This window comes from Streptosporangium subroseum (assembly GCF_900188345.1).
GTDB classification, from domain to species: domain Bacteria; phylum Actinomycetota; class Actinomycetes; order Streptosporangiales; family Streptosporangiaceae; genus Streptosporangium; species Streptosporangium subroseum.
In genome coordinates this window covers 44,747-70,122 of the sequence record NZ_FZOD01000052.1, presented here as the reverse complement: position 1 = coordinate 70,122, position 25,376 = coordinate 44,747, and the positions used below count along the sequence as shown (strand labels likewise).

At 68.1% G+C, this 25,376-nt stretch carries 25 protein-coding genes; 6 read left to right on the top strand and 19 right to left on the bottom strand.

Features of this window, described 5'->3' with window-relative positions:
* Positions 1-49: 49 nt before the first annotated feature.
* The 15 genes from CHC08_RS35350 to CHC08_RS35280 form a co-directional block, all read right to left on the bottom strand.
* Positions 50-2,992, bottom strand: a complete 2,943-nt coding sequence (locus CHC08_RS35350; RefSeq protein WP_089211729.1) for a glycoside hydrolase family 48 protein — start codon at positions 2,990-2,992, stop codon at positions 50-52.
* Positions 2,993-3,531: 539 nt separating this feature from the next.
* Entirely contained in the window at positions 3,532-5,118 is a 1,587-nt protein-coding gene (locus CHC08_RS35345) for a cellulase family glycosylhydrolase (protein WP_089211728.1), read from the bottom strand.
* 276 nt (positions 5,119-5,394) lie between these two features.
* A complete protein-coding gene (locus CHC08_RS35340) occupies positions 5,395-6,768 on the bottom strand; it encodes a GntP family permease (protein ID WP_089211727.1) in 1,374 nt (457 codons plus the stop codon).
* A gap of 1 nt (position 6,769) precedes the next feature.
* On the bottom strand, positions 6,770-7,375 hold the full coding sequence (locus tag CHC08_RS35335; protein WP_218825646.1) for a gluconokinase: 606 nt from the start codon (positions 7,373-7,375) through the stop codon (positions 6,770-6,772).
* A 454-nt stretch (positions 7,376-7,829) separates the two neighbouring features.
* Positions 7,830-8,492 (bottom strand): DUF4276 family protein, encoded by a 663-nt coding sequence (locus tag CHC08_RS35330; protein WP_089211726.1) that lies wholly within the window; start codon positions 8,490-8,492, stop codon positions 7,830-7,832.
* A gap of 4 nt (positions 8,493-8,496) precedes the next feature.
* Positions 8,497-9,618, bottom strand: coding sequence for an AAA family ATPase (locus tag CHC08_RS35325; RefSeq protein WP_089211725.1), 1,122 nt, complete (start codon positions 9,616-9,618; stop codon positions 8,497-8,499).
* Between the two features lie 185 nt (positions 9,619-9,803).
* On the bottom strand, positions 9,804-11,210 hold the full coding sequence (locus tag CHC08_RS35320; RefSeq protein WP_143653467.1) for a serine/threonine-protein kinase: 1,407 nt from the start codon (positions 11,208-11,210) through the stop codon (positions 9,804-9,806).
* The gene (locus CHC08_RS35315) at positions 11,197-12,201 is read right to left on the bottom strand and encodes a LacI family DNA-binding transcriptional regulator (protein WP_089211723.1); all 1,005 of its coding nucleotides are present in this window, start codon (positions 12,199-12,201) and stop codon (positions 11,197-11,199) included. Before CHC08_RS35315 ends, CHC08_RS35320 begins: the two co-directional genes overlap by 14 nt.
* A gap of 105 nt (positions 12,202-12,306) precedes the next feature.
* On the bottom strand, positions 12,307-12,861 hold the full coding sequence (locus CHC08_RS35310; RefSeq protein ID WP_245878756.1) for a GNAT family N-acetyltransferase: 555 nt from the start codon (positions 12,859-12,861) through the stop codon (positions 12,307-12,309).
* Positions 12,862-13,039: 178 nt separating this feature from the next.
* Complete coding sequence (locus CHC08_RS35305) at positions 13,040-13,366, bottom strand: DUF2516 family protein (protein WP_089211722.1); 327 nt, start codon at positions 13,364-13,366, stop codon at positions 13,040-13,042.
* Between the two features lie 485 nt (positions 13,367-13,851).
* Positions 13,852-14,292 (bottom strand): hypothetical protein, encoded by a 441-nt coding sequence (locus CHC08_RS35300; protein ID WP_089211721.1) that lies wholly within the window; start codon positions 14,290-14,292, stop codon positions 13,852-13,854.
* Between the two features lie 3 nt (positions 14,293-14,295).
* Positions 14,296-14,823 carry a helix-turn-helix domain-containing protein gene (locus tag CHC08_RS35295; RefSeq protein WP_089211720.1) on the bottom strand — a complete coding sequence of 176 codons (528 nt, stop codon included), beginning with the start codon at positions 14,821-14,823 and terminating at the stop codon, positions 14,296-14,298.
* 212 nt (positions 14,824-15,035) lie between these two features.
* The gene (locus CHC08_RS35290; protein WP_089211719.1) at positions 15,036-15,956 is read right to left on the bottom strand and encodes a M56 family metallopeptidase; all 921 of its coding nucleotides are present in this window, start codon (positions 15,954-15,956) and stop codon (positions 15,036-15,038) included.
* Entirely contained in the window at positions 15,953-16,321 is a 369-nt protein-coding gene (locus tag CHC08_RS35285) for a BlaI/MecI/CopY family transcriptional regulator (protein WP_089211718.1), read from the bottom strand. Before CHC08_RS35285 ends, CHC08_RS35290 begins: the two co-directional genes overlap by 4 nt.
* 61 nt (positions 16,322-16,382) lie before the next feature.
* The gene (locus tag CHC08_RS35280) at positions 16,383-16,901 is read right to left on the bottom strand and encodes a GNAT family N-acetyltransferase (protein WP_089211717.1); all 519 of its coding nucleotides are present in this window, start codon (positions 16,899-16,901) and stop codon (positions 16,383-16,385) included.
* Here CHC08_RS35280 and CHC08_RS35275 point away from each other — a divergent pair.
* A complete protein-coding gene (locus CHC08_RS35275) occupies positions 16,900-17,124 on the top strand; it encodes a hypothetical protein (RefSeq protein ID WP_089211716.1) in 225 nt (74 codons plus the stop codon). The genes CHC08_RS35280 and CHC08_RS35275 overlap by 2 nt on opposite strands.
* On the opposite strand, the gene CHC08_RS35270 is transcribed toward CHC08_RS35275, so the two are convergent.
* Together CHC08_RS35270 and CHC08_RS35265 are read right to left on the bottom strand one after the other, a co-directional pair.
* On the bottom strand, positions 17,111-17,902 hold the full coding sequence (locus CHC08_RS35270; RefSeq protein WP_179282389.1) for a class I SAM-dependent methyltransferase: 792 nt from the start codon (positions 17,900-17,902) through the stop codon (positions 17,111-17,113). The two genes, CHC08_RS35275 and CHC08_RS35270, sit on opposite strands and share 14 nt — an antisense overlap.
* Positions 17,903-17,904: 2 nt before the next feature.
* A complete protein-coding gene (locus tag CHC08_RS35265; RefSeq protein WP_089211715.1) occupies positions 17,905-18,642 on the bottom strand; it encodes an SDR family oxidoreductase in 738 nt (245 codons plus the stop codon).
* A gap of 98 nt (positions 18,643-18,740) precedes the next feature.
* Here CHC08_RS35265 and mshA point away from each other — a divergent pair, with 98 nt between their 5' ends.
* From mshA to CHC08_RS35250, 3 genes are all read left to right on the top strand, one after another.
* Positions 18,741-20,024, top strand: coding sequence for a D-inositol-3-phosphate glycosyltransferase (gene mshA / locus CHC08_RS35260; RefSeq protein WP_179282388.1), 1,284 nt, complete (start codon positions 18,741-18,743; stop codon positions 20,022-20,024).
* Positions 20,025-20,284: 260 nt separating this feature from the next.
* Complete coding sequence (locus CHC08_RS35255) at positions 20,285-20,764, top strand: type III secretion system chaperone family protein (RefSeq protein ID WP_089211736.1); 480 nt, start codon at positions 20,285-20,287, stop codon at positions 20,762-20,764.
* 137 nt (positions 20,765-20,901) lie between these two features.
* Positions 20,902-21,645 carry a phosphoglyceromutase gene (locus CHC08_RS35250; RefSeq protein ID WP_089211713.1) on the top strand — a complete coding sequence of 248 codons (744 nt, stop codon included), beginning with the start codon at positions 20,902-20,904 and terminating at the stop codon, positions 21,643-21,645.
* A 140-nt stretch (positions 21,646-21,785) separates the two neighbouring features.
* Here the strand turns inward: CHC08_RS35250 and phoU are convergent, their stop codons facing one another.
* On the bottom strand, positions 21,786-22,445 hold the full coding sequence (gene phoU, locus CHC08_RS35245; protein WP_089211712.1) for a phosphate signaling complex protein PhoU: 660 nt from the start codon (positions 22,443-22,445) through the stop codon (positions 21,786-21,788).
* A gap of 158 nt (positions 22,446-22,603) precedes the next feature.
* On the opposite strand from phoU, the gene CHC08_RS35240 reads away from it, so the two are divergent.
* Entirely contained in the window at positions 22,604-23,785 is a 1,182-nt protein-coding gene (locus tag CHC08_RS35240) for a sensor histidine kinase (protein WP_089211735.1), read from the top strand.
* Positions 23,782-24,471 (top strand): response regulator transcription factor, encoded by a 690-nt coding sequence (locus CHC08_RS35235; protein ID WP_089211711.1) that lies wholly within the window; start codon positions 23,782-23,784, stop codon positions 24,469-24,471. Before CHC08_RS35240 ends, CHC08_RS35235 begins: the two co-directional genes overlap by 4 nt.
* Positions 24,472-24,700: 229 nt before the next feature.
* Here CHC08_RS35235 and CHC08_RS35230 read toward each other — a convergent pair whose 3' ends face one another.
* Positions 24,701-25,318, bottom strand: a complete 618-nt coding sequence (locus tag CHC08_RS35230) for a copper chaperone PCu(A)C domain-containing protein (protein WP_089211710.1) — start codon at positions 25,316-25,318, stop codon at positions 24,701-24,703.
* Between the last annotated feature and the right edge of the window lie 58 nt (positions 25,319-25,376).

Below are 25,376 nucleotides of genomic sequence, written 5' to 3'. Positions count from 1 at the left end.
GACGGGCCGCCCGGCTTCTCAAGGAAGGGAGCCGGGCGTGTCCGGCTTTTTAGGGGAAGAGCCGGCCGTACTCGGCCAGGGCGACGGCCACGTCGACCTGGGCCCAGAAACGGTGGTAGTTGAAGGTCGGCGCGGGGCCGGTGCCCTTCAGGTACGAGTCGACCTTCGGCCAGTCCGGGTCGTTCTTGTAGAAGGACCGGATGGACATGAAGGTCGAGCTGGAGTTGATGACGTCGCCGTTGGGCATCTTGCCGGTCCAGCCCGAGGGGACGTAGACCGGGTCGTTGAGGCGGCTGTAGTCGGCCTTGGTCTCGGCGACCGAGACGCCCTTGGCGTCCTGGTTGTTCTGCCAGATGCCGTCGAGCAGGCCCTTGGCGACGGCCTTGGCCGTGGCGTTACCGGACTTGGCCGCGTAGTACGTCAGCACCTTGGCGTAGGAACCCGCCACGCCCACGTCGGTCGTGTAGTCCCTGATGCTCACGTGCAGTCCGGAGTTGGAGCCCGGGCTGCTCGCGTTCCAGGTGTCGGGCTGGCCGGTCCACACCAGCGTCGAGGGGATCTGGTAGGTCCCGTTGGCGTTGATCGTGGTGTTGTCGGTGGCCCACTTGACCCACTTGTCCAGCACGACCTTGGCGTCGGCGTTGCCGGTCGCGTAGTAGAGCTCCGCGACCCGCTCCATCGACCAGGCCTGGAAGCCGAACCACTGGTTGGACGGCGGGTCGTGGTAGACCGGCTGCCAGTCGTAGGCCATGCCGTAGAAGGTGGGCAGCGTGGACGGCGGGGCCGCGTAGTGGCCCTGCCAGCTGTTGGTGGCGCCACCGGCGATCGCGCCCTCGGTCGACTGCAGCCAGCGGTAGAACTCCAGCTGCCGCTTCGTGCTGGTGGTCCAGTCCTGTACGGCCGTCGCACCCTTGGGCTTGAGCGCCGTCACGTTGGACAGCGCCCAGGCGGCCATCGGGTTCTGGTAGCCGGAGTGGTTGTGGCTGGAGCCGATTCGCCAGGCCCAGCCCGCGGAGGTGTCGTTGGCGCCGCCCCAGGCGTAGTACCAGCTCATCAGGTAGGCGGAGCTGTCCTTGCCGGTGCCCGCCGCGCACGAGGTGCTGGTGCAGCCCTGCTTCTTGAAGTACTTGTCGTACATCGAGTAGCGCAGGTAGTCGCCCATCTTCGCGGCCTTGCCGACCGTGGTCGCGACGTCGGCCGCCTTGCCCTGCTCCGTGGCCCAGGTGTGCGCCCAGTAGGCCACCTGGACGGCGCGGGCGTCGGCGTCGGGGGCGTTGGTGTACTTCCACTGCTTGGCGTAGCTGCTGTCCTTGGTGAACAGGTCCAGGTAGCCGTTCGTGCCGCCGTGCTTGAAGGTGTCACAGGACGGCTGGGGGATGGTCTCGAAGACCGACTCCTCCGGGCCGCGCTGGTAGGTGTTGATGTAGGCGGGCTTGGTGGTGCCGTCGCCGCAGCGGCCGAAGCCGTAGGTGTTGTCCACGTCGATCAGCCAGTGCATGCCGTACACGTCGCTGGTGCCGTAGGCGGTCTTCAGCTCGTTCGCGATCGGGTCGACGCCGACGCTCACGCCGCCGTCCAGCGTGGACGGGTACTGCTTGATGTCGTCCCACTCACCGGCGTAGGTGGCGGGCTTGGACGGGTTGTAGAAGGAGTTGGTCGGCTGGTCCGCGGTGGCCGGGATGATGTACTTCTCCATCGAGGCCCAGGCGGCGTTGAACTTGCTCCAGTCGCCGGTCACCTTGCCGTAGGCGGCCTCCAGCCAGAGGTAGTAGCTGTAGGCCTCGGAGGTGGTCTCGTGCCCGTGGTCCGGCGCCTCGACCAAGAAGGTCTCGACGGAGTGGTACGGCACGCCCTGCGCCGAGAAGTAGCCGTTGGCCGGGTCCTTGAGCTTGTTGTACAGCGTGGTGAACCGCTGGATGTACTCGTTGTTGCCGCCGGTGCTGTCGTTGTCCACCTCGGTCGCGGTCGCCGTGGCCGAGGTGTGGCCGGTGGCGGTCGAGGTGAACACGGCGCTGCCGGAGGTCTGGTCGGCGTCCTCGGCGGCGGAGATCCTCACCGTCTGGGCGGTGTTCCAGTTCGACGAGGTGAAGGTCAGCGACGCGCCGGCGGAGGCGGTCAGGTCGGTGTCGCCGCTCGTCCTGGCGGTCGACACGGTGACGTTCGCGGTCGGAGCCTGTGAGAGCCTGACCGACAGGTTCGCGTTCGAGCCCTCGGCGACGGCGAGCGTGGCCGGGGTGACGACCACCGCGGGAGTGGTGGAGGTGCCCGTGACGGTGATCCCGACGGGGGAGGAGGTCGTGGCCGCGCCCTTGTCGTCGGTCGCCCTCGCGGTGATCGAGTAGCTGCCGGCCGCCACGTTCGCCCAGCTGTAGGCATAGGGCGAGGTGGTGTCGCTGCCCAGCAGGGTGGTGCCGTTGAAGAAGTCGACCTTGGCGACGGTGCCGTCGCTGTCGGCCGCGCCGGCGGCGATCGCCACGGTGGCGGGGGCGGTGAAGGTCGCGCCGGCCGACGGGCTGGTGATCGTCGCCGTGGGCGCCTGGTTGACGGGAGTGGTCCCGCCGCAGGTGGTGCCGTTGACCGTGAAGGCGGTCGGCTTGGGGTTGCTCCCGGACCAGGTGCCGTTGAAGCCGATACTGGTCGAGGCGCCTGTGGCGAGGGCGCCGTTCCAGTCCAGGTTCCTGGCGGTGACCGCCTGGCCGCTCTGCGCCCAGGTGGCGCTCCAGCCCTGCGAGAGCTTCTGGGTGGTCGTCGGGAAGGTGAACCCGAGCGTCCAGCCGTTCAGCGGGTCACCCAGGTTCTTGACCGACACGCTGGCGGTGAACCCGCCCTGCCAGTCGTTGGTCGTATAGGTCACGTCGCAGGCGACGGCTGCCATCGCGGGCGAGGCTGCCAGCGCGGTGACCGTCCCGGCCGCCATGCTGAGCAGCGCCAGTGCGGCGACTCGTCTCCGGAAGCGTGGGAGCGCTCCCGCTTTGATGGGGAATCGATGCATTGAAAAGGGCCTCCATGGGTGGGCCCGGCGCGAAACCGCTGGTAGCGGCCTCACGCCGGATCGAGCAAGGGAGAGAGGGGGTGGGAGCGCTCCCATAAGGGATTCTGGGGACAGCGGACGGGATGTCAATGGCATGTGTCCCGGGTTACGCCGATGTTTCATGTGCCACACCCCCAGGCTGCTGCGATCCGAACGGATGATTTTGCCGATTTTGAAACTTTCAAGTCGAGCGCTTGCTTTGTTTCGGAAGCGGATGATCTCCGCCCACCGGATCGGGCGGCCTTCAACGGCCGGGACGATCCCCGGGCCGCCGAAGGGGCGGCCCGTTCCCGTGAGCGGGAACCGTCAGGGGGCACCTTCGGACGGCCCGTCCGATGCGAGCGGGCACCGTCCGGCCACCGACGAGGTGACCTTCAGGCGGCCCGCCCGGTGTGGGCAGGCGCCGTCCGGCCATCGAAGAGGGTGGCTCCGGACGGCCCGTCCGGAGCGGGCGGGAACCGTCCGGTCGGACCTCCGGTCGTCGGAGGGGACCGGCGCCCTCAGCCGCCGGAGCAGGTGACGCCGGAGGGTTGTCCCTGGGGGCCGTTGGCGGTGAAACCGATGACGACCGACTGCCCGGCGGGAAGGTTTCTGGCCCAGTCGGGCCCCTTCGCCGTCCAGTTCGTCCCGCTGACCGTGACGACGGCGTTCCAGGCGCTGCCGAGCGTCACGCCGGACGGCATGGTCCAGGTGGACGTCCAGTTGTTCAGCGCCGAACCGCCGGTGTTCTTGACCGTCAGCTCGCCCTGGAAGCCGCCCTGCCAGGAGTTGGTGAGCTTGAACGCGGACGTGCACGAGGTCGGGGCGGGCGTGGGGGTGGGGGTCGGAGTGGGACCTCCGCCGCCTCCGCCACCGCCGCCGACCGGCGGGATCAGGTAAGGCTGGAGGATGTCCTGCTTGTCCTGGTTGATCGAGGTCCAGTCATCCTTGGCGATGCCACCGGTGTCACCGGAGTTGGGATTCCACGACCAGTAGGTGAACGACATGCCGTTCACCCCGGTGCCCGTGTACTTCATCAGCTCCTGGAGCCAGACCTTGTCCACGGGTGCCTGGAGCGTGGTGCCGAACTCGCCCATCATGATCGGGGCGATGTTCTGCTTGTACAGATATCCCCAGTACTTGTCCCAGATCGCCGGCATGTTCGCCGGGTAGTTCGGCGCGTCGAACCACGTCTGGTGGAAGACCGAGGTGGCGTACTCGTGGGGGGAGTAGACCAGCCGGTTCGCCACGTTGAGCCGTACGGGGAACTGACCCGCCTTGGACAGGTTGCCGCCCCACCAGCCGCAGTCCTCGTCGTTGCCGGGGTCGTTGTCCCAGACGTTGGACAGGCCGCCGCTCGGGCAGCTCACGCCCTCGACGAAGATCAGCCAGTTGGGGTTGACCGACAGCACCGCGTTGCCCGCCCGCTCGGCGGCCAGCCGCCAGTCGCGCGCGGTGTCACCGCAGCCCCAGCAGGCCCCGGTGGCGGCCGGATTCGTGCCCTCGGCGTGCGGTTCGTTGTGCAGGTCGGCGCCGATGACGGTGGTGTTGCCCGCATACCGCTGGGCGAGCATCTTCCAGTCGTCGATCCACTTGCTCTCCGGCGTCGCGGCGACGTACCAGAGGGCCGACTGCCCCGCGGCGGTCGGGCGGTGCCGGTCGAGGATGATCCGCATGCCCTTGCTGCCCGCGTAGGCGATGACCTTGTCGAGGATCTGCAGCGGGGTGTTGCCGACCAGGTCGGGGTTGACGAAGTCGTTGATGCCGGTGGCCACCGCTCCGGACTTGAGGGCGTCGTTGGAGAACGGCACGCGGAGGGTGTTGTAGCCGAGCGAGGCCATCTTGTCGAGCTGGCCCCTCCACGGGTTGCTCGCCCACAGGCCGTGGAACGTCTTGTTGTCTGTCTCCATGCCGAACCAGTTGATGCCGGTCAGCCGTACGGTCGCCCCCGTGCTGTCAATGATCTTGTTTCCGGAAGTGCGCAGATAGCCGGTACCGGTTCCGCCCGCGGCGGCCGCGGGGGAGGAACCGAGCGCGACCGCCAGCGCCGAGGTGGTCACGAGCGCCGCGAGCGCCGCCGACCACCTGCGAACACGCAGGACTTTCATAAAAGATGCCCTTCGGGGACGGGATCTGTTCACGGGACGGGGTCCCGCGATCGAAAGTGCGGCCGGTCGCGTTCGTCATGCTTCGGCGCTCACCCGTTGCCCGTCAACCGGCCGCCGGACCGTTCCTCGCCTTCCGGGGCATGCGCGACCCCCTCTAGCTCGCCCTGTACGGCTCCCGCCCCGAGGCCCGGGTCATGAAAGTTTCACGGGATCGGAGAGGGCCGGGGTCGTTCGGGGGCCGGCCGTTCGCGGTCTGTGAGAAAGGTCGTTCGCGGTCTAAAAGAACACGTCCAGCACCAGGACCAGCACCAGCCCGGTCACCGAGATGATGGTCTCCATCGCCGACCAGGTTTTGATGTTCTGGCCCACGGTGAGGCCGAAATACTCCTTGACCAGCCAGAAACCCGCGTCGTTGACGTGGGAGAAGAACAGCGAGCCCGCACCGATGGCCAGGACGAGCAGCGAGGTCTCCCCAGTGCTGAGATTGGCGACCAGCGGGGCCAGGATCCCGGAGGCCGTGACGGTCGCGACGGTCGCCGATCCCGTGGCGAGCCGGATGAGCACGGCGACCAGCCAGGCCAGCAGCAGCACCGAGAGCCCGCTGTTCTCCACCCAGCCGGCGATGAGGCCGCCGATCCCGGTGTCGATCAGGGTCTGCTTGAAACCGCCTCCGGCGGCCACGATCAGCAGGATGCCCGCGATCGGCGGCAGTGCCTGCTCCAGGGACTTCGCGATCGCCTTCCTGTCCATGGCGGCACCGCGGCCGAGGGTGAACATCGCGACGATGACGGCGATCAGCAGGGCTACCAGCGGCGTGCCGAGGAAGTCGAGCACGGTGCGGGCGGCGTGCCCCTCGGGGGCGAGGATGTCGGCGAGGGCCTTGCCCATCATCAGGACGACCGGCAGCAGCACGGTGGCCAGGGTGACGCCGAACGACGGTCGCCGGGCGTCCTGCGCGGCGGGCGGAGCGTCGTAGAGCTCCGGCGCCGGGACGTCCACCCACCGGGCGGCGTACTTGGCGAACAGCGGCCCGGCGATGGCCACCGTGGGAAGGGCGACGAGCACGCCGAGGGCCAGGGTGAGACCCAGGTCGGCCTTCAGCGCGTCGATGGCGACCAGCGGCCCCGGGTGGGGAGGCACGAGTCCGTGCATCACCGACAGGCCCGCCAGCGCGGGGATTCCCACGCGGATCAGGGACAGTCCCGAACGCCGTGCGACCAGGAAGATGACCGGCATGAGCAGGACGAGGCCGATCTCGAAGAACATCGGCAGGCCGATCAGCGCACCCACCGCGGCCATCGCCCAGGGCAGGGAGCGAGGGCTCGACCGTCCGACGATCGTGTCGACGATCTCGTCGGCCCCGCCGGAGTCGGCGAGCAGCTTGCCGAACATCGCGCCGAGCGCGATGAGCGTGCCGACGCCGGCCGCCGTACTGCCGAACCCGCTGGTGAAGGCGTCGATGGTGTCGGTCAGCGACAGACCCGCGATGATCCCGACGACCAGCGAACCGAGGGTCAGGCTCAGGAAGGGGTGCAGCTTGTAGTACGTGATCAGCAAGACGATCAGCGCGATGCCGATGAGCGCCGCGGGGATCAGCCTGCCGGGGGAGACCGAGTCGGGTGCGGCGAGTGCGATCAGGACGGTGCGCATGTCACACTCCTGGATTTTCCGGGCTCTCGGGGCCTGATTTCGGATCGGCGGGGGACGCCGGTTGTGACGGAGCGTCGAGGGAGGGCGCCGCGGCGAGATAGGCCTCCACGAGCTCGTCGACGGGCCTGCCGAAGTCGAGGACGATCCCGCGCTCGTCCGGTTCGAGAGGCTCCAGGGTGTCCAGCTGCGAGTTGACCAGCGAAACCGGCATGAAGTGCCCCGGCCGGTTGGCCACCCGCCGGCGTATGACCTCGGCGTCGCCGTCGAGATGCACAAAAATCGCCGTCGGCGCCGGGTCTCGCAGGATGTCGCGGTAACTCCGCTTGAGTGCGGAGCAGCTCATCACCCCGCCGGTGGCGGCCTGTTCGGCGAGCCAGGAGCCGACCGACCGCAGCCACGGCAGCCGGTCGGCGTCGTCGAGCGGGATGCCGGCCGACATCTTGGCGACGTTGGCCTCGCCGTGGAAGTCGTCGGCGTCCGCGAACGGCACCCGCAACCGCAGGGCGAGAGCGGCGCCCACGGTGCTCTTGCCCGAACCGGTCACGCCCATGACAACAAGCAGCGGCGCGGTGGAGACCGGATCGGCGGAGTTCGGGGCGGAGTCCATCAAATGCCTCTCGTGTCGAGCTTCGCGACGGCGTCACGCGCTGCTCTGATGTAATCAGCTGATGATCAGCCATCGCGGCGTCGGCGTCATCGCCCTGCCCGTGGCTTCTGTCTCGTCACATATTTCGCGAAAGTTTCATCACTCCCACGTCAGGCCTGTCCGCATATAAGAGGTGATTCCCCAGGTGGGGCCCCCGAACGCAGACCGGCGGGGTGACGGGAGATCGACGCCCGCCTTGCGCGTTCCTCTGGGATCACGATCATGGGAGCGCTCCTACATCGTTTCCGGAGGGAATCAGCCGGGAGAGACCACCGGCGTGATCGCCGAACTCGGCGCAGGGTCGCGGTGGCGACGGCGTTGTTCGGCGCGAGCCTCGTAGACGTCGGGCATCCTCAACGGCTCGGCCTGACCTCTCGGCGATCCACGGCTCGGCGGTCATCGCACTCGCCTGTGTTCAGTTACCTTCTTGGAGAATACGTTTTACCCATAAATCTAGATGTGGACATGTCCGGCGGAGGGCGTCAAGTCCATGGGCGACTACGGCATGAGGTCCGTCGTGAGTTTTTCGATAACCGGGATATTCCGCCAGAATGCGCTTCGAAGGCGCTGTGGACGGATTTTCGTTGACAAGCTCAGGGCCGCCGGCCTTGTCGACGTGAGCTTTTAGTTTTTTAGCGATCATCGGCTTGCCCAGGAGATTCGCCAACTCCTCCGCCGCGGCGAGGACCCACGCCTCGGTCTCGTGTAAGACGAGATTCGGAATCAGCCGCGGGTCGTTGCCCATGGCAGTCGATATGGCCCGTTCTACATGCGCGACGCGGTCGTGCGGTGAGCCATGAGGTCGGTCAGACATGCCGGGGGAGTCATTGGGGAGACCATAGTAGTCAATAAGCGTGGTAACGCAGTGGAAGCTGGGATCCCGGAGAAGGAGACGTAGGTCCTGCTCAATTTTCTTCCATGTGCTGACCCCACCCCTTCCTGGCGGTCCGCCTGCGGAGCGCCTGGTTTTCAGGATAACCGGGGTGAGCCATACGCCACCGCCAAATCCGGGCTGCAAAAAATCCCGGACGATGATTTCCTCTGTCTGTCCTTCGACCAGGACGTAAATTTGACGCACCGGCTCAATCCTGAAGAGGGCGTGACTCGGACGCCGGGCGGCCTCCCAGGACGTTTTTCTCCCAGAGTTCGCCGAGAGAGTACTCCTCCAGCCAAGCTTGAAGACGCTCCGGCTCTGGCCGATGCAAGACGGTGCCTCCGTGGTCCCGCTCGACGATCACAAGATCGTCGAGAGCGAACTGGTTCAGCAGGGTTACGGATTGGGTGGCAACGACGATCTGACTGTTCACGGCCGCAGATCTAAGCATTTCAGCGAGTTGAACGATGGCGAACGGATGCAGCCCTAGCTCGGGTTCGTCCAAGGCGAGCAGAGCCGGTGGGTGGGGTTGTAAAAGGAGAGTGGTCAGGCAGATGTAGCGCAGAGTTCCGTCCGAGAAAGCCTCTGCGGGAAAAATCGCATCAACGCCCTGCTGGCTCCATCGAAGTTGAATTCGTCCTTGAGAGTCCTCCGCCAGAACGAAATCACGAAAGAAGGGCGCCATCCCCTGAACCGTGGTTCGTATCTGATTGTAATTCCCTGGATAGTCCTCGCGTAGATGCAGCAGGAAGGCCGCGAGGTTGCCGGCGTCAGGGCGTAATGCATCCTGGCCTGCCGCATAACCGAGCTGTTTGACCGGAGCGTTCCGGCTTGTATCTTGAAAATGAAAGACCCGGCACCCCTGTAGAATATCGATCACATGGGCCGAAATTTTTTTCGAGTCTTTTGGAGCAGAGGAAAGGAGCGACTCTCTGTGGCCGCTTCCAAGTGCCCTCGTCCAGGGTTCATCGTGACCAGGCCCTTTGAACGTTATTCTTTCATGCTCAAAAATCAACGTGTCATTCGCGGCCGGTACCAGCACCGCCTCATAAGAATTCATTAGTTCGTCATTAAAGGCTTCGATCTCAAGGGTGATGCTGCTACCCCCTTTGGCTCCGGCTTGCAAGACGGCCTGAGCTCCGCCGCGCAGGCCGACCTCAAGACCGAGTTCTTCGTCGGCGATCCTGCCGAGGAGCTCCAGTGCCGCGATGAAGTTGCTCTTGCCCGCGCCGTTGGCCCCCACAAGGAGCGTGATGTCACCCAAGCGAACCTCGGCATCTTGGATCGAGGTGTAGCCCTTTACCCGGAGATTCTGGATCTTGCGCGGCATGCCTCCAGGGTACGGGCTTCGCTGCCTCGACCAGGGATCAACTGCTTCGCCGGGGCTTCAACGACCTCCACAGACGCTTGTCCGGCGGGGAACCCCGATCAGACCGCTCGACCGGGGCACCTCGCCAGACCATCCGGCGAGACCAGGTGGCCGAGTTCGCCTGCCGGAGACGCCCCGGCCAGGGATTACCCGGCCAGCGCGACCGATACGAACATGAGCTGCCTCTCCAGCGCGTGGCGGAGCTCGTCGGGCAGGGAGCCCTCCCGGTGCCGATCGGCGATCTTCCCGCGGATCGGGGTGAGATCGCGTGAGCAGCAGACGCTGTTGGCCAGCACCTGCCGCAGGTCCAGGGCCACGTCCGGGCGGATCCTGCCCTCGCCCTCCCCCTTCGCCAGCAGCGCGTTGAAGCGCTGGACGCTCCGGCTGAGGCTCGGCGTCGACGAGGGGATCACCTTCGATCCGGAAGAGGTCTCCGTCGCCCGTTGGTCATGAGCGGTGGTCCGTGGCTCCGAAGGGGTGGTCCGTGGCTCCTGAACGGTAGGACTGGGAGAGGGCCGGGCGAAACCGGGATCGGGAGTCATGGCGGGTGCGGAGTGTGAGGCGTCGGAGGTGAGTGCCAGGGGAGGGAAAGATCGGCCGCCCGTGGGGTTGGCGAGCTGGTTCCACACCAGGGCCCCCGCGAGCAGCACCACGACCGTCGCCGCCACCGCCACCGCCCAGCTTATGATCTTGGTCTCGGCAGGCCTGCGGACCGCGGCCAGGAGCTCGGTCAGGCCGTCGGCCACTTCCTGGGCCTTCGGCCGCGTCTCAGGCCTGTGCGACAGGCAGATCCGGCAGAGCGTTCCGATCCCGGGAGGCAGTCCCGGGACGCAGATCGCGGGCGGAGGTCCCTCCCGCCTGACGTTCTCTATTTCCTCCCAGGTCTGTTCGGGGTACGGCGGGCTGCCGGTGAGCATCTCGAACAGCAGCACGCCGAGCGCGTAGACGTCGCTCGCCGGTTCCGCGGTCGTGCCGGTCAGCCGTTCGGGCGCCACGTAGGGAGGGGTGCCGTAGTCGGAGGTGGCGTCGTCGTCGTCCTCCCCGATGAACGCCGCGATGCCGAAGTCGAGCAGCTTGGCGCCCGCCGCGGTCAGCAGCACGTTCTCGGCCGTGACGTCCCGGTGGACGATGCCCCTTTCGTGGGCGGCGGCCAGCACGGTGGCCAGCCTGGTCGCGATCGTCGCGGCCTCCATCCACGGGAGCGGGCCCTCGGATATCCGGTCGGACAGGGGGCGCCCCTCCAGCAGGCGCATCACCACGTAGGCGGCGAGGCGACCGTGCGGGGTCACGGTCTCCCCGTAGTCGTAGACCTCGATCGCGTCGGGATGGATGAGACGGGCGGTGGCGCGGGCCTCGCGGCGGATGAGCTCCCGGCCCCCGCGATCGGAGCCGAGCTCGCCGTCGAGCAACTTGACCGCGACCATCCGCTGCAGCGACTGGTCGAAGGCACGCCAGATCACGCTCATGCCGCCCCACGCGATCTGCTCCAGCAACAGATATCTGCGGGTGAGCACGTCTCCCGAGCGGAGTCCGCCGAGTTCAGGCTGACTCACGGACTACCAGCTCTGTGGGCAGCAGGGGGTTGTTCGCGGGAACGTCGTCCGCGCTCATCGAGAGCAGCAGCAACCGGGTGGCGAGCGCCGCGAACTCCTCCACCGGCTGGCGCACGGTGGTGAGCGTGGGCGAGGTCCGCCGGGCGATGGGGGCGTCGTCGAACCCGATGACGGCCACGTCTTCGGGCACCCGGCGGCCGGTGCGGCGCAGGGTCTGCAGGGCCGCCGCGGCCATCACGTCGGAGGCGGCGAACACGGCGTCGACGCCTGGCATCCTGCGCAGCAACCACTGCATGCCGTGCACGCCCGACGCGTGGCTGAAGTCGCCGTAGGCGACCGGCACGCCGGTCATCCCGGCCAGGGAGAGCGTCTGCATGAAGCCGTCGAGCCGGTCCCGCGCCGCGGGCAGGGTGGGCGGTCCCGCGATGACACCGATGGACCGCCGGCCGCCGAGCAGGAGGTGTTCCGCCGCCTGCCTGCCGCCGTCGCGGTTGTCCATGTCGACATGGGGAAGGTCGATCCCGTCCGGTGGGCGGCCCGCGCTCCGTACGGGAATGCCCGAGGCGGCAAGCGTCACCACGAGCGGGTGCCTGTCCCGCGCGCTGATCAGCAGGACGCCGTCGATTCCGCCGGCGACAAGCGGCGGCGTGGCGATGGTGGAGGTGGCCGCCGTGGCGGTCATCACGGCGAGGGGCACACCGTGACCGGTGAGCACCTCCTCCGCCGCAGTGATCATCCTGGCGTAGAAGGGTTCGGTGAACAGCCGGTGGGCCGGCTCACAGACCACTATCGCCACGACTTGGTCGGATCGCCGTCCGGCTCCGCCTCGGGGAGCGCGGTGTCGTACGTAACCTAGACGCGAGATTGCGTCATGCACCTGCCTACGAGTCGATGTGCTGACTCTGACTGAACCGGTGATCACCCGGGACGCAGTCGCGGGGGAAACCCCTGCTTCCGCGGCGACATGGGCGAGTGTGGGTAGATCGGCCATAACTTCCTCCACACCAAGATTCCGCACAGGTGGGAGCGCTCCCAATGAACGTAGCATTGTTTCGAGAGTGTCAAAAGATGTTTCCGAAAAATCACTACATGGGTGTCAGACTTCCTTGACACCCCAGTCAGGCGCAAGGGCTGACATGATGATCGAATCGTGCCACCGGTCTCCCTGGCGGAGCGCGTCACGACATACTCCCTCTTCAACAAAGCCGGCCTTGCGGTAAACGTGGACGGCCCGTTCGTTGAAATCGAAGACCTCGAGGCTGATGCGGTGCAGCGAGGTGGAGGTGAAGGCGTGGTCGACCACGAGCCTGATCGCCTCGCTGCCGTACCCCTTGCCGAACACGCGGGGGCCGACCAGGGCGATGCGCAGGTTGCAGGAGAGGTTGTGGACGTCAAGCTCGTTGAGCACGACCTCGCCGACGTAGGAGTCGTCCTCGGCCGCGCAGATCGCCAGGTCCAGCCGGTCGTCGTGATCACCCCGCGAGCCGTACCACTGCTTGGTCGTCTCGTAGTCGGGCTGCCCGTGGGACCCGGTCAGCCGTACGGTCTCCGGGTCGTTGATCAGTTCCCAGAGGCCGTCGACGTGTTCGGGGCCGACGGGCCGGAGTGTCACGCGCTCCCCGGACAGGGTGGGTTTGTTCGCGAACATCATTCCGGTGTGTCTACCGGCCCAGGTCTCCCAGGGCAAGGGGGTTGACCCACCGGTCTGTTCACCGGTCGATCCACGAGTTGATTCACCGATCGATCGACCGGTCGTTCATCGTTCGTTCACCGATTGATTCATCGGTTAATTCGCCCGTTCGTTCACCGGCCGATGTGCCGGCCCGCATTCACCAGGGACCGTAGGGGCCCTGGTTCCCGCCTTTGCCGATCCCCTTTACGGCGGGGCGCACGTCGGCCAGGTAGATGCCCGCGGCGATGACGGACGCGATGGTGAAGATGCTCAGCGGGTCGATGAACCCCACGGCGGCGGAGAATCCGAACAGCGTCGCCAGACCCAGGATGATCATCCACAGGTTCTTGGTCTGCTTTCCGGTCACCGCGAAGGCGCGAGCCGGAGTCTTCACCGCGTGAACGAGAGCCCAGACCGCCAGGGCGAACACACCGATGGCCAGGGCCGTGAAGATCAGGCCCAGAACGCCGTACACCGGGATCATCGTCTCTCCCAAACGCTTGCCTCAGGTAGTTCTCATCAGCCTAATGCCGAAAATCCCGTTCGTGGCGTCCTCGGTCCGGCGTGCTCGATCCGATACGGGATCGATGGGCGCGCCCAGGGACATAGCGGTCAGCAGGGGACGCGGATGTCGAACGGGAAAGGGCCCCGCGCCCGATCATGCCGCCAGTCGCGGCGACCCGGTACGGACCCGCGAAGTCGCGGACGGCGGACGGGAAAGACCCCGTGCCGGGCTCGGCGGTCCGGTACGGACCCGCGAAGTCGCGGACGGCGGACGGGAAAGGCTCCGTGTCGGGCTCGGCGGTCCGGACCCGCGAAGTCGCTGGGCGCTGGACGGGAGAGACCCGCCCCGGGGCTGCCGGGACGGGTCTTCTGCGCCGGGGGGTTCGCCCCGCCGCGCCTCGTGGAGGCTTTTCGCGCGCGAGGGCCCTGACCGCCGGGGTCGCACGCGTTCGAGAACGGCGTGGATCAGGCCTTCGGGGTGGTGCCGGCCTTCGGGGTGCGGGCGCGGTTGTTCTTCTTGGGCGCCGCGTTGGTGCGCGGGGGCGCGGAGGCCTCGGAGACCTCTTCCAGCTCGCGGGCGGCCCCGCCGCTCGCCTTGGAGACGACCTTGCGGCCGTGGGTGGCGAACTCGTCGTAGAGCTTGGTGGCCTTGTCGGCGACCTGGTCGGCGTAGACGCGCGCCTTCTCGGGGAAGTGCTGGGCGTAGACCTCGGCCTTGCCGGCGAGCTCCTTGGCCTTCTCGGGGAGGTCCTTGGCGACCTCGCGGATCTCCTCGCTGCGCCCCTGCAGCTTCTGGATCCGCTCGGGAAGCTTGCGAAGCTCCTTGACGGCCAGGTCGCCCACGCCGGCGACGGCGTAGAACGGCTTGGACTTGACGAGCTTCTCGACCTCGGTGGCGATGGGCATGGGTTAACCTTCCTTGGTTTCCTGTGTGACGTGACCGTTGCTCGGGGGAGTCTCGTAGGGCTTCAGCGCGCTGAGATATCCCTTGGGCAGTGGTGCCTCGTCGTCCGGCGAGGAGTCCGCGTCATCGCGAGGGGGCTCCGGTGCGGGATGCGCTTTCTGGGAGGTCTGCGCGTCCTCATCCGGAGCCTCGGCCCGGTTCTCCTTGCGAAACGACTCATAGATGTCGATCAGCACCTGGCGCTGGCGCTCGGTGATGAGATGGTCGGCCCTGATCGCGGTCAGCACGTCGCTGTCCGGCTCACGTGCTTCGATGAGGCCGGCCTGGACGTAGAGGGCCTGCGATGAGATCTGCAGGCCCTTGGCGATCTGGTTCAGGATTTCCGCGCTGGGCTTGCGCAGTCCCCGCTCGATCTGGCTGAGGTAGGGGTTGGAGACCCCCGCCGTGGCGGCGAGCTGGCGCAGAGAGATCTTCGCCACCGTGCGCTGCTCGCGGATGTACTCGCCGATCGAGCCGACCTTGGGTAGTGCCATGTCTTCAGTCTGCACGACGGTGCTTGCAATTGCAAACACAATAGCTAACAGTTGCAAGCATTTGGGAGTGAGATTAACGAGGGATCTGCTGGTCAAAGAGGGATTGGTACGGTGACCGTGAAATTTGACCGGGTTTCCGGTCGCTGCCCTGCCGAAGCCGCCGCCGCGAGGCGGCGAAACCGGCGATCGCAGGCGGTCGGCGCGTTGGCCGGCTAGTGAGGGATCAGCCAGAGCAGCGGGGCGGAGGAGGTCAGCGTGATGGAGAAGACGACGATGCTGTAGCGGACGCCGACGGGCAGGGCGGGGCCGGGGGTGATGAGGCGCTCGACCCTGGCCATCACCGCGGAGGAGCCGGTGGCGCCCAGGGCCCCGTGCGGGGCCGGCACGGAGCCCGCCGTACCGAAGCGGAGGAGGGCGGTGGCCAGGCGGCGCGGGGAGCAGTAGCGGCGGGCGACGTCGTCGGCGGCCATCTCCACCAGCAGGCTGACCTCGCTCTGGGCATCCCTGACCACCCGCGACCAGGGCAGAGCCCTGCGCAGCGCGGCGAACGGCAACAGCACCAGGTCGTGCCGCTCGCGGACGTGGGCGGCCTCGTGCGCGAGCACCGCGGTCAGCTCGGCCGAGGAGAGCAGCTTCAGGGTGCCCTCGCTGACCACGACCTGGGACCGCAGGCCGGGCACGCAGTAGGCGGCGGCGCCCGGGTGGTCGAGCACCCGCACACCGGGGACCACGGGATCCTCGCGGGCGATCAGGGCGAGAAGGGCACGGTGGCGGTGCCGGGCGCGGGACGTCTGCGCGCCCGCGGCGAGGAGAACCACGATCAGTACGGCGAGTGCGGCCAGACCGGTGACGAGGGCGAGGATTCTCGGGGGGCCGTACGGCTCGGGCGGGCCGTGCCCGCCGAGCACCGAGGTGACGAATGCGTGGAGCCCGTTCAGCACGCCCAGGCCATAGGGCGAGAGGGCGTAGGCGAGCAGCGCGCCGGTCCCGGCCAGACCCCAGGTCACCCCCAGCGCCTGCCACAGGACGATGGCCACGTGCGGAGCGCGGTAGGGCCAGCGCGCCCGGGTGAGCCGCCAGGCTCCGACCGTGCAGACCAGGGCGAGGGTCGCCAGGGCTGCAGCGGTCATCACTCGTCCTCCAGCTCCGTCTCCAAGCCCGTCAGGGCCTTGCGCAGGATCTCGGCCTCGGTGCCGGTGACGGCCTGGGCGAACCGGGTGAGGGCCGCCGACCGATCACCGGTCAAATCCAGTGCTCCCAGCATAAGCTCCGCGATGTACGCGTCGCGGCTCTCCGCCGGTTCGTACCGCCATGCGCGGCCGTCGCGAGTGCGGACCAGGAAGCCCTTGCGGGTCAGCCGGTCGAGCACCGTCATCACCGTGGTGGGCGCGAGGTCCCGGTCGGCGATCAGGCGCCCGACCTCCCGCGCCGTCACAGGGGATGGCTGTGCCCAGATGACGTCCATAATGCTGCGTTCCAGCTCGCCCAGACCTTTCACACACCCAAGCCTAACTCCCGCACCACGAGGGGTAGTACTACGGGTTGTCGAGTGATATGCGTCACAAATGTTTCACCATGTAGATGCTGTCTCGTTCGTCACCGTCGGCGAGGCGGATCGACCGGGGGATACGGCCGACCTCGATGTAGCCCTGACGAGCGTAGAAACCCTCGGTTCCGGTGCCGCCGCGAACGGTCAGGTGCAGTGCGTCGAGGCCCAGATCGCGGGCGGCGACGTCGGCGGCACGGAGGAGGTCGGCCCCGTAACCCCTGCCCTGGTGCTTGGGGTGGACCATCACACGCAGGAGCCAGCGCCAGTGCGCGTGCAGCCACGACCCGGTGTCGGACAGGATCAGCCAGCAGGCGACCCGGTCCTCCGCGTCGAAACCGACCAGCAGGTGGTCGGGGCCGCCGCAGCGTTCGAACGAGGAGACCGCCGTCTTCCTGATGTCGTCGGCGGTGACCGGTGGCACGAACCCCACGGCTCCACCCGCGTTGGTCACGTCGGCCCAGCAGTCGATGAGTTCGTCGGTCAGCTCGGTGGTGAGTTCGGGGCTCACCACAAAGCGCAGTTCGGCCATGCGGGGGATTTTATCCGGGGGCTCGGAAGAGGCGGCGGCCGGGGACGAGGCGCGGGGAAACGGCGGCTGGGAGCTGGGACGCGAGGGAAACGGCGGCTGCGACCGGGGCACGTCCGAGATGGCGGCCGGGAGATGCCGGGGACGAGGCCTCGAGGAGACGGCGGACGGGGACCGGGGCGTGGTGGAGACGGCGGGGATCGAGGTCCGGATCATCTGGGGGTGATGGCGGACCACGGGAGGGTGATCTCGCCGAGTCGCCACCGGGACCGCCCGCCCGACGGGGGATGCTCCGCCACCGGCCAGGTCCCGGCGAGCGTCTCCGCGGAGGCGATCCAGCGCTGGCGTGAGCCGTAGGAGCCGAGGGGGGCGTTGACCGCCCAGGCGTGGTCGAAATCGCGGAGAAAGGCGTGGATGGGCTCGCCGGGGACGTTGCGGTGGATCAACGTTTTGGGCAGGCGTTCCGCGAGGTCGGACGGGCGGGTGAAACCGTCGAACCGGGCGGAGAGGGTGAGGGTCCGGGGGCCTGAGCGGTCCAGCGCGGCCCAGACCGCGCGATGGCCCACCTCCGAGCAGGTGCCCTCGACGATCACCCCGTCCGGGGCGACCCGCTCCCTGAGCATCGCCCAGTAGCCCCACGCCTCGGCCTCGCCGTACTGCCTGAGCACGTTGAACGCCCTGATCACCAGCGGAGGCCGGTCCACCGGCAGCTCGAAACCGCCCAGCGCGAAGGACAGCCCCGGGCGTTCGTACGGCTTGGCCGCCGCCACCCTGGCCGGGTCGATCTCGATGCCGACGACCTCGACCGACGGGCAGACGCCGCGCAGCCGCAGGAACATCTCCAGCGTCGTGGTGTGTGAGGCGCCGTAGCCGAGGTCGACCACCAGCGGGCGGTTCGCGCCGCGCAGGAGCCGGCCGTGGACGCCCGCGATCCATCGATCGGCGCGCCGCAGCCGGTTGTGTCCCGTCGTCCCCCTGGTGATCTCCCCGATCGGCTTCGGCACGATCAGACGCGGTGGATCTTGTGCTGCGCGGCCTGGGCGCGGGGGCGGATGACCAGGCGGTCGATGTTCACGTGGGCGGGGCGGGTCACGCACCAGGAGATGGCGTCGGCCACGTCGTCGGCGGAGAGCGGGTCGGGAACGCCCTGGTAGACGCGGTCGGCGGCGGAGGAGTCGCCGCGGAAGCGGTTGAGGGAGAACTCCTCGGTGTGGACCATGCCGGGGGCGACCTCGACGATCCGGACCGGCTTGCCGACCAGTTCCAGCCTGAGCACCTCGGTCATCGAGGTCTGGGCGTGCTTGGCCGCGTTGTAGCCGCCGCCGCCCTCGTAGGAGACCAGCCCGGCCACCGAGGTCAGCATCAGCAGCACGCCGTCCCCCGAGTCGATGAGGCGGGGCAGCAGCGCCTGGGTGACCCGCAGCGTGCCGAGCACGTTGACGTCGTACATCTGCTGCCAGTCGGCCACGTCCCCGCTCGCCACCGGCTCCAGGCCGACCGCGCCGCCGGCGTTGTTGATCAGCACGTCGCAGCGGTCCAGCGAGGCGGCGAACGCGTCCACCGACTCCTGGGAGGTCACGTCCAGGGTCGCCGCACGGATTCCTGGCACCTCGGCGGCCAGCCTGTCCAGCCGTTCCCGGCGCCTGGCCGCCGCCACCACGTCGAAACCCTCGGCGGCCAGACGGCGTGCCGTCGCCTCCCCGATGCCACTGCTGGCCCCTGTCACCACTGCTGTCCTGTTCATGGCACCCAATCCTGCCAGGGCCACGGGGTATTAGACCCGTGTGTCCGGATGGCGGGAATGCCGCGAACAAGTGGTTGGTTGTAGCCCGTTCGGAGGTGGTGTCGGTGAGGCGACGGCGGGTCAGCCGAGTCGCGACGATCAGTATGCACACGTCCCCCCTGGATCAACCCGGGACGGGAGACGCGGGCGGCATGAACGTCTATATCGTCGAGGTGGCCAAACGTCTGGCCGAGCTTGGAGTGGAGATCGAGATCTTCACCCGGCAGACCGCACGTGATTTACCACCGGTCGCCGAGATCGTTCCCGGCGTCTGGGTCCGCCACATCACCGCAGGTCCGTACGAGGAGCTCGACAAGGGCGACCTGCCCGGTCAGCTCTGCGGGTTCCTCTCGGGCGTGCTGCGCACCGAGGCCATGTACGAGCCGGGCCGGTACGACGTGATCCACTCTCACTACTGGCTGTCCGGCCAGGTGGGCTGGCTGGCCAAGGAGCGCTGGGGCGTGCCGCTGGTGCACACCATGCACACCATGGCCAAGGTGAAGAACCTCCTGCTGGCCGAGGACGACAAGCCCGAGCCGACCGCCCGCGTGCTGGGCGAGCAGCAGGTCGTGGAGGTCGCCGACAGGCTGGTGGCCAACACCCCGACCGAGGCCCAGGAGCTCGTCGATCTGTACGGCGCCGCCCCCGCCCTCGTCGAGGTCGTCAACCCCGGGGTGAGCCTCAGGGTCTTCCAGCCCGCGTCCAAGGGCGCGGCCCGTCACCGGCTCGATCTGCCGCAGGACGCCCACGTGCTGCTGTTCGTCGGCCGCGTGCAGCCGCTGAAGGCCCCGGACGTGCTGTTGCGCGCCGCGGCCCGGATGCTCATCGACGATCCCTCGCTCCGGTCGAGGCTCGTCGTCGCCTGCGTCGGCGGCCCCAGTGGCAACGGCCTGGCCCGTCCCTCCTACCTCACCGACCTGGCCGCCTCGCTGGGCATCTCGGACGTGGTCAGGATCGTTCCCCCGGCGCCCCAGTACGAGCTGGCCGACTGGTACCGCGCCGCCGACGTGACCGTCGTCCCCTCGCACAGCGAGTCGTTCGGCCTGGTCGCGCTGGAGTCGCAGGCCTGCGGCACCCCGGTCGTCGCGGCCTCCGTGGGCGGGCTGCGCACCGCCGTACGCGACGGGGTGTCCGGCGTGCTCGTCGAGGGGCACGATCCTCAGGACTGGGCACAGGTGCTCACCAATTTCATCCAGCGGCCCGCCTGGCGGGAGACGCTGGCGACGGGGGCGGTGGCCCACGCCGCGGCCTTCGGCTGGTCGGCCACCGCGGCACGGCTCGCCGAGGTCTACGCCGGGGCGATGGCGAACCTGCACCGGGTCCCCATCGCGGTCAACTCGTAAAACGCGTCCCGATCGCGGCCGGTTCGTGAAGCGCGTCCTGGCCGCGGCCGGTCCGTGAAGCGTCCCGATCATGATCGGGACGCGTGGCGCGTCCCGGCCGCGGCCGGCTCGTGATCGGGTTCTTCGTCGCGGCCGACTCGTAAGCTGTGGGCATGGGTGAGGCGGCTGTGGGCATGGGGATGAAGAGCCGGTCCCCGAGCGGCGATCGAGAGCTCGTCCACGAGGAGCGAGAGCCGGTCCACTATCGAGAGGTCGGTCCCGTGAGTGAAGCGATCGAGGCGGCGCTGAAGGGCGCGGAGGTCTCCTTCGAGCAGCCCAGGCCCGGAGCCTTCCTGGTCAAGCTCCCCGGCCAGCACAAACTCGCGACCATGGTCTGGCTGATCGTCGGAGACCAGGTCCTGCACGTGGAGGCGTTCTTCTGCCGCCAGCCCGATGAGAACCACGCGGAGTTCTACCGCTGGCTGCTGACCAAGAACGGCTCCATGTACGGCGTGCACTTCGCCCTCGATCCGGTCGGCGACGTCTACCTCGTGGGCCGGATCCCGCTCGCGGCGATCTCCGAGGAGGAGATCGACCGGCTCCTCGGGTGCGTCCTCACCTACTCGGACGAGGGATTCGACCGCGCTCTGGAGCTGGGCTTCGCCTCCTCGATCCGGCGGGAGTGGGAGTGGCGGGCCAAACGGGGCGAGTCACTCGCCAACCTCCAGGCGTTCGCCCGATTCGCCGACCCCGAGCGTTGAGCCGACCTGAGGGTTGAACCACCCCGGGCGTTGAGGCCGTCCCCGCGGGTTGAACCAACCCTGAGCGTATGAGCCGTCCCGGGGGATTGAGCCGACCCCGGGCGTTGAACGGCCGCGCACTAAGCTAGCTTGCTTCCATGTCGACTTTGGTGCTGTTGCGGCACGGTGAGAGCGAATGGAACGCAAAGGGCCTGTTCACCGGCTGGGTGGATGTGGGGCTCTCGGCCAAGGGCGAGGAGGAGGCGCGGCGCGGCGGGCGGCTGCTGGTCGACGCCGGAGTGCGGCCCGACGTGGTTCACACCTCCGTGATGACCCGGGCGATCCAGACCGCCAATCTCGCACTGGGCGCCGCCGATCTGCTCTGGCTGCCGGTCTCCAGGTCCTGGCGGCTCAACGAACGTCACTACGGTGCGCTCCAGGGCAAGGACAAGGCGCAGACGCGCGCCGAGTTCGGCGACGAGCAGTTCATGCTCTGGCGTCGTTCGTACGACGTCCCCCCGCCCCCGATCGCTGACGACGACGAGTTCTCCCAGGCCGGTGACCCTCGCTACGCGTTGCTGCCGGGCGAGCTGCTGCCGAGGACCGAGTGCCTCAAGGACGTCGTCGGGCGCATGCTGCCGTACTGGTACGACCAGATCGTGCCGGAGCTCGCGGCGGGCAGGACCGTTCTGGTCGTCGCGCACGGCAACTCGCTCCGGGCCCTGGTCAAGCACCTGGACGGAGTCAGCGACGAGGACATCGCCGGGCTCAACATCCCCACGGGCATCCCGCTCCAGTACGAGCTGGACGGCGATTTTTGCCCGACCACCAAGGGCGGCCGGTATCTCGACCCCGACGCCGCCGAGGCCGCCATCGAGGCCGTGGCCAACCAGGGCAAGTAGGTCCCGCCGGCCTCGGGCGGATCCCAGCGGGGAAAACGGAAGCAGAAAAGGAGAAGGGCCCGCCGGCTTGGCGGGCCCTTCTCCTTCGCGACCCCGAGAGGCTCAAGGCTCCAGATGTTCACGGCACCCGAGGGGCCGCTCTAAACGGTGGTGACGTCCTGCGGCCGGGAGCCCGTCACCAGGTAGACCACGTCGTGGGCGACGCGGACCGCGTGGTCGGCGTAACGCTCGTAGTAGCGGCCGATCAGCGTCACATCGATGGCCGGCTCGACGCCGTACTTCCAGTCCTTGGCCATCAGGACCTTGAACAGCCTGCGGTGCAGCTTGTCCATCGCGTCGTCGTCCGCCTCAAGCTCCATGGCCGTGTCCACGTCGCGCGAGGCGATGCAGCTGCCGGTCTTGGTGATGAGGCGCTCGGCGATCTGACCCATCTCCAGGATGGTGTCGCGGATCTCCGGCGGGATCGCCGACTCGGGGTGGCGCAGCCTGGCCACCTTCGCCACGTGCTCGGCGAGGTCGCCCATGCGCTCGAGGTCGGTGCCCATACGCAGGGCGGCGATGACCATTCGGAGGTCCACCGCCACCGGCTGCTGCCTGGCCATCAGTTCGAAGATCGACGTCTCGATCTCCGCGAAGATCCTGTTGACCTCTTCGTCCTGGGAGATGACGCTTTCGGCAAGGTGGAGGTCGGCGTCCAGGAGGGCGGTGGTGGCCCGTGAGATCGCCGACCTGACGAGGCGGGTCATCTCAACCAGTTGTTCGGTGAGGGCATCAAGTTCGTCGTGATAGGCATCGCGCATGAAAGCCACCGTATGTGCGAAACAATGAACGAACCTCGACCATAAAGTGAACTTTATGGGAAAGGCCTTGGTCATAGCCCCTGAGCTGCCCCGAAACTGAAAACACCCACCTACCATCAGGGACGTGAAGCCTACAGGAGGACCACGTGAGTGAGCTGATGGCGAGCCTGGCCGCGCTGGCCGGTTTTGTCGTGGGAGCACTGGCCGTGATGGTCGTCCGCCAGAACGTGGGACAGAGGCAGGTCATGACACCGACAGACGATGTCGAGCCCGGCGCGTTGCCCCAGGGCGTCGCCTCGGTGCTGGCCGTGCTGCCGTCCTCGGCGGTCGTGCTCGACAAGGAGGACCGGGTGCTGCGGGCCAGTTCGGCCGCACGCGCGTTCGGGCTGGTCAAAGGCGACCACCTGATGGCGGCCGAGTTGCTCGCGATGGCCAGGCAGGTACGCAGGGACGGCGAGATCCGCGAGAGCGAGATCGAGGTGGCCGGGCACAAGTTCGGCCAGGAGTCGACCAACTTCGCGGTGCGGGTCGCACCGCTGGGTTCGTACGGCCAGGTGCTCGTGCTCGCCGAGGACCAGACCGAGCACCGGCGGGTCGAGGCGGTCCGCCGCGACTTCGTGGCCAACGTGAGCCACGAGCTCAAGACGCCGGTGGGCGCCCTGTCCCTCCTGGCCGAGACCATTCAGGACGCCGCCGACGACCCCGAGGCGGTCACCCGGTTCGCCGGGCGTATGCAACACGAGGCCGCACGACTCACCTACCTCGTCCAGGACCTCATCACCCTCTCCCGGATCCAGGGAGCCGAGCCCATCCCCACCCCGGGTCCGGTCCCGATCGACGAGGTGGTGCACGAGGCCATCGACCGCTGCAACACCACGGCGGCGGCCAAGGACATCACCCTGGTCGCGGGGGGTGTCGAGGGCCTGCAGATCTGGGGCGACGACGAGCTCCTCGTCACCGCGTTGCGAAACCTCATCGACAACGCGGTCGCCTACAGCCCCGAGCACACCCGGGTCGTGGTCAGCGCACGCGCGGCGGGCGCTCACACCGAATCGGTCGAGATCAGCGTGAGCGATCAGGGGATCGGCATCCCCGAGAGCGCTCAGGAACGGATCTTCGAACGGTTCTTCCGCGTCGACGCCGCCCGTTCGCGGGCGACCGGTGGCACGGGCCTCGGCCTGGCCATCGTCAAACACGTGGCCGCCTCTCACAACGGCGCGGTCACGGTGTGGAGCAAGGAAGGCTCCGGCTCCACTTTCACCCTCCGCCTGCCCGCCTTCGGCGGCATGGCGGTAGCCGCACCTGGCACTACTACGATCCCCCTGGAGGCCGCGCAGTGACTCGCGTGCTTGTTGTCGAGGACGAAGAATCGTTCTCCGACGCCCTGTCATACATGCTGCGCAAGGAGGGCTTCGAGGTCGTGGTGGCCGGCACCGGCCCCGAGGCGCTGGAGACCTTCGACCGTACCGGCGCCGACCTGGTGCTGCTCGACCTGATGCTTCCCGGCCTGCCCGGGACCGAGGTGTGCCGTTCTCTCCGCCAGCGCTCGAACGTGCCGGTCATCATGCTGACCGCCAAGGACAGCGAGATCGACAAGGTCGTCGGGCTGGAGCTCGGCGCGGACGACTACGTGACCAAGCCCTTCTCCTCCAGGGAGCTGGTGGCCCGCATCCGCGCGGTGCTGCGCCGCCAGGGTGACGTGGAGGAGCTGGAGACGGCCGTACTGGCCGCGGGACCGGTCCGGATGGACGTCGACCGGCACATCGTCGCCGTCCGCGGTGAGCAGGTGCAGCTCCCGCTCAAGGAGTTCGAGCTGCTGGAAGTACTGCTGCGCAACGCCGGCCGTGTGCTCACCCGGGGCCAGCTCATCGACCGGGTCTGGGGCGCCGACTACGTGGGCGACACCAAGACCCTGGACGTCCACGTCAAGCGGCTGCGCGCCAAGGTCGAGGCCGATCCCTCCAACCCCCGCTGCATCCTGACCGTCCGGGGCCTGGGCTACAAGTTCGACCCCGCCGAGGCCTGAGACCCGCGGCGGGCCGCGGTCCCGTTACTCGCCACCTTTATCGGGCCCGGCGGCCTTCTGACGACCCCTCAGGCGGGTCCGGCCCCGAAGCAGGCCCGGGCGCGTCCGCGCCCGAGGCCTGAGCCCCGGGCCCGCGGTGGTTCTGACAGACCGAAGTCGGCGACTCTTTTGAAGAGCCGCCGGCTTCGGCGTTTCTGCTCTGGCGGGGTGTGCTCTGGAGGGGTGCGCCCTACCCGTCCGTGCCTTCCGTGGAGTGCCCCATGTCCTCCATGGAGTCCGTGGAGGCAGAGGCGGAGGCGGTGGGCGTGGGCGTCGGCGTGGGAGCCGCACTGACGCCCGGAGCCTGCGGCAGGCTGGTGAACTCGCGGCTACGGGTGATGACCGGAATCGTGAGGGGGACGAGCCCCGCGTTGGCGAACTGCAGCTGCACCTGGATGCTCTCGCCGCCCCTGAGAGGCTTCTTCAGCCCCTCGATCAGGATGGAGGGGGTGGGGTTGCCGATGCTCACCCGCGTCTGAACGGGAAGCGTCACCGGAGAGCTCACCTTCGCGGTGCCCAGGGCGGAGTCGACCCCGACGCCGACGAGCTGGTCCGGGGCTTGGTTGGTGTTCACCACGGACAGGTAGAGCGGCGTCGCCGCGCCCGGGGCGATCGTCGCGCCGGAGTCCGGGCCCAGGAAGAAGGCCTGGGAGATGTTGATCCCGTTCACCTGCTTCGTCAGAGCCTCGGTCGGGGTGTAGGGCTGGTTGGTGATCGCGTCGGATCCGGCACCGCAGCCGGCCAAGGCCGGGGCGGCTGCGAGGAACGCGGCGGCGGCGATCACCCGGTGACGGCTGATGCGGGTCACGGTGCGAGTTCTCCTTGTCACACATGAGGTAGGGCAAGGGCAACCCTATCCGTCGCGA

What these genes read in the sequence shown, in the direction of transcription:
- CHC08_RS35295 (WP_089211720.1), bottom strand. Translation starts at nt 14,823, where the DNA reads ATGGCACTACCCAAGGTCGGCTCGATCGGCGAGTACATCCGCGAGCAG.
- CHC08_RS35240 (WP_089211735.1), top strand. Translation starts at nt 22,604, where the DNA reads ATGGCGAGCCTGGCCGCGCTGGCCGGTTTTGTCGTGGGAGCACTGGCC.
- CHC08_RS35345 (WP_089211728.1), bottom strand. Translation starts at nt 5,118, where the DNA reads ATGAAAGTCCTGCGTGTTCGCAGGTGGTCGGCGGCGCTCGCGGCGCTC.
- CHC08_RS35275 (WP_089211716.1), top strand. Translation starts at nt 16,900, where the DNA reads ATGCGGGGGATTTTATCCGGGGGCTCGGAAGAGGCGGCGGCCGGGGAC.
- CHC08_RS35305 (WP_089211722.1), bottom strand. Translation starts at nt 13,366, where the DNA reads ATGATCCCGGTGTACGGCGTTCTGGGCCTGATCTTCACGGCCCTGGCC.
- CHC08_RS35315 (WP_089211723.1), bottom strand. Translation starts at nt 12,201, where the DNA reads ATGGCCGATCTACCCACACTCGCCCATGTCGCCGCGGAAGCAGGGGTT.
- CHC08_RS35340 (WP_089211727.1), bottom strand. Translation starts at nt 6,768, where the DNA reads ATGCGCACCGTCCTGATCGCACTCGCCGCACCCGACTCGGTCTCCCCC.
- CHC08_RS35280 (WP_089211717.1), bottom strand. Translation starts at nt 16,901, where the DNA reads ATGGCCGAACTGCGCTTTGTGGTGAGCCCCGAACTCACCACCGAGCTG.
- CHC08_RS35335 (WP_218825646.1), bottom strand. Translation starts at nt 7,375, where the DNA reads ATGGACTCCGCCCCGAACTCCGCCGATCCGGTCTCCACCGCGCCGCTG.
- CHC08_RS35250 (WP_089211713.1), top strand. Translation starts at nt 20,902, where the DNA reads ATGTCGACTTTGGTGCTGTTGCGGCACGGTGAGAGCGAATGGAACGCA.
- CHC08_RS35265 (WP_089211715.1), bottom strand. Translation starts at nt 18,642, where the DNA reads ATGAACAGGACAGCAGTGGTGACAGGGGCCAGCAGTGGCATCGGGGAG.
- CHC08_RS35350 (WP_089211729.1), bottom strand. Translation starts at nt 2,992, where the DNA reads ATGCATCGATTCCCCATCAAAGCGGGAGCGCTCCCACGCTTCCGGAGA.
- phoU (WP_089211712.1), bottom strand. Translation starts at nt 22,445, where the DNA reads ATGCGCGATGCCTATCACGACGAACTTGATGCCCTCACCGAACAACTG.
- CHC08_RS35325 (WP_089211725.1), bottom strand. Translation starts at nt 9,618, where the DNA reads ATGCCGCGCAAGATCCAGAATCTCCGGGTAAAGGGCTACACCTCGATC.
- CHC08_RS35310 (WP_245878756.1), bottom strand. Translation starts at nt 12,861, where the DNA reads ATGATGTTCGCGAACAAACCCACCCTGTCCGGGGAGCGCGTGACACTC.
- CHC08_RS35300 (WP_089211721.1), bottom strand. Translation starts at nt 14,292, where the DNA reads ATGCCCATCGCCACCGAGGTCGAGAAGCTCGTCAAGTCCAAGCCGTTC.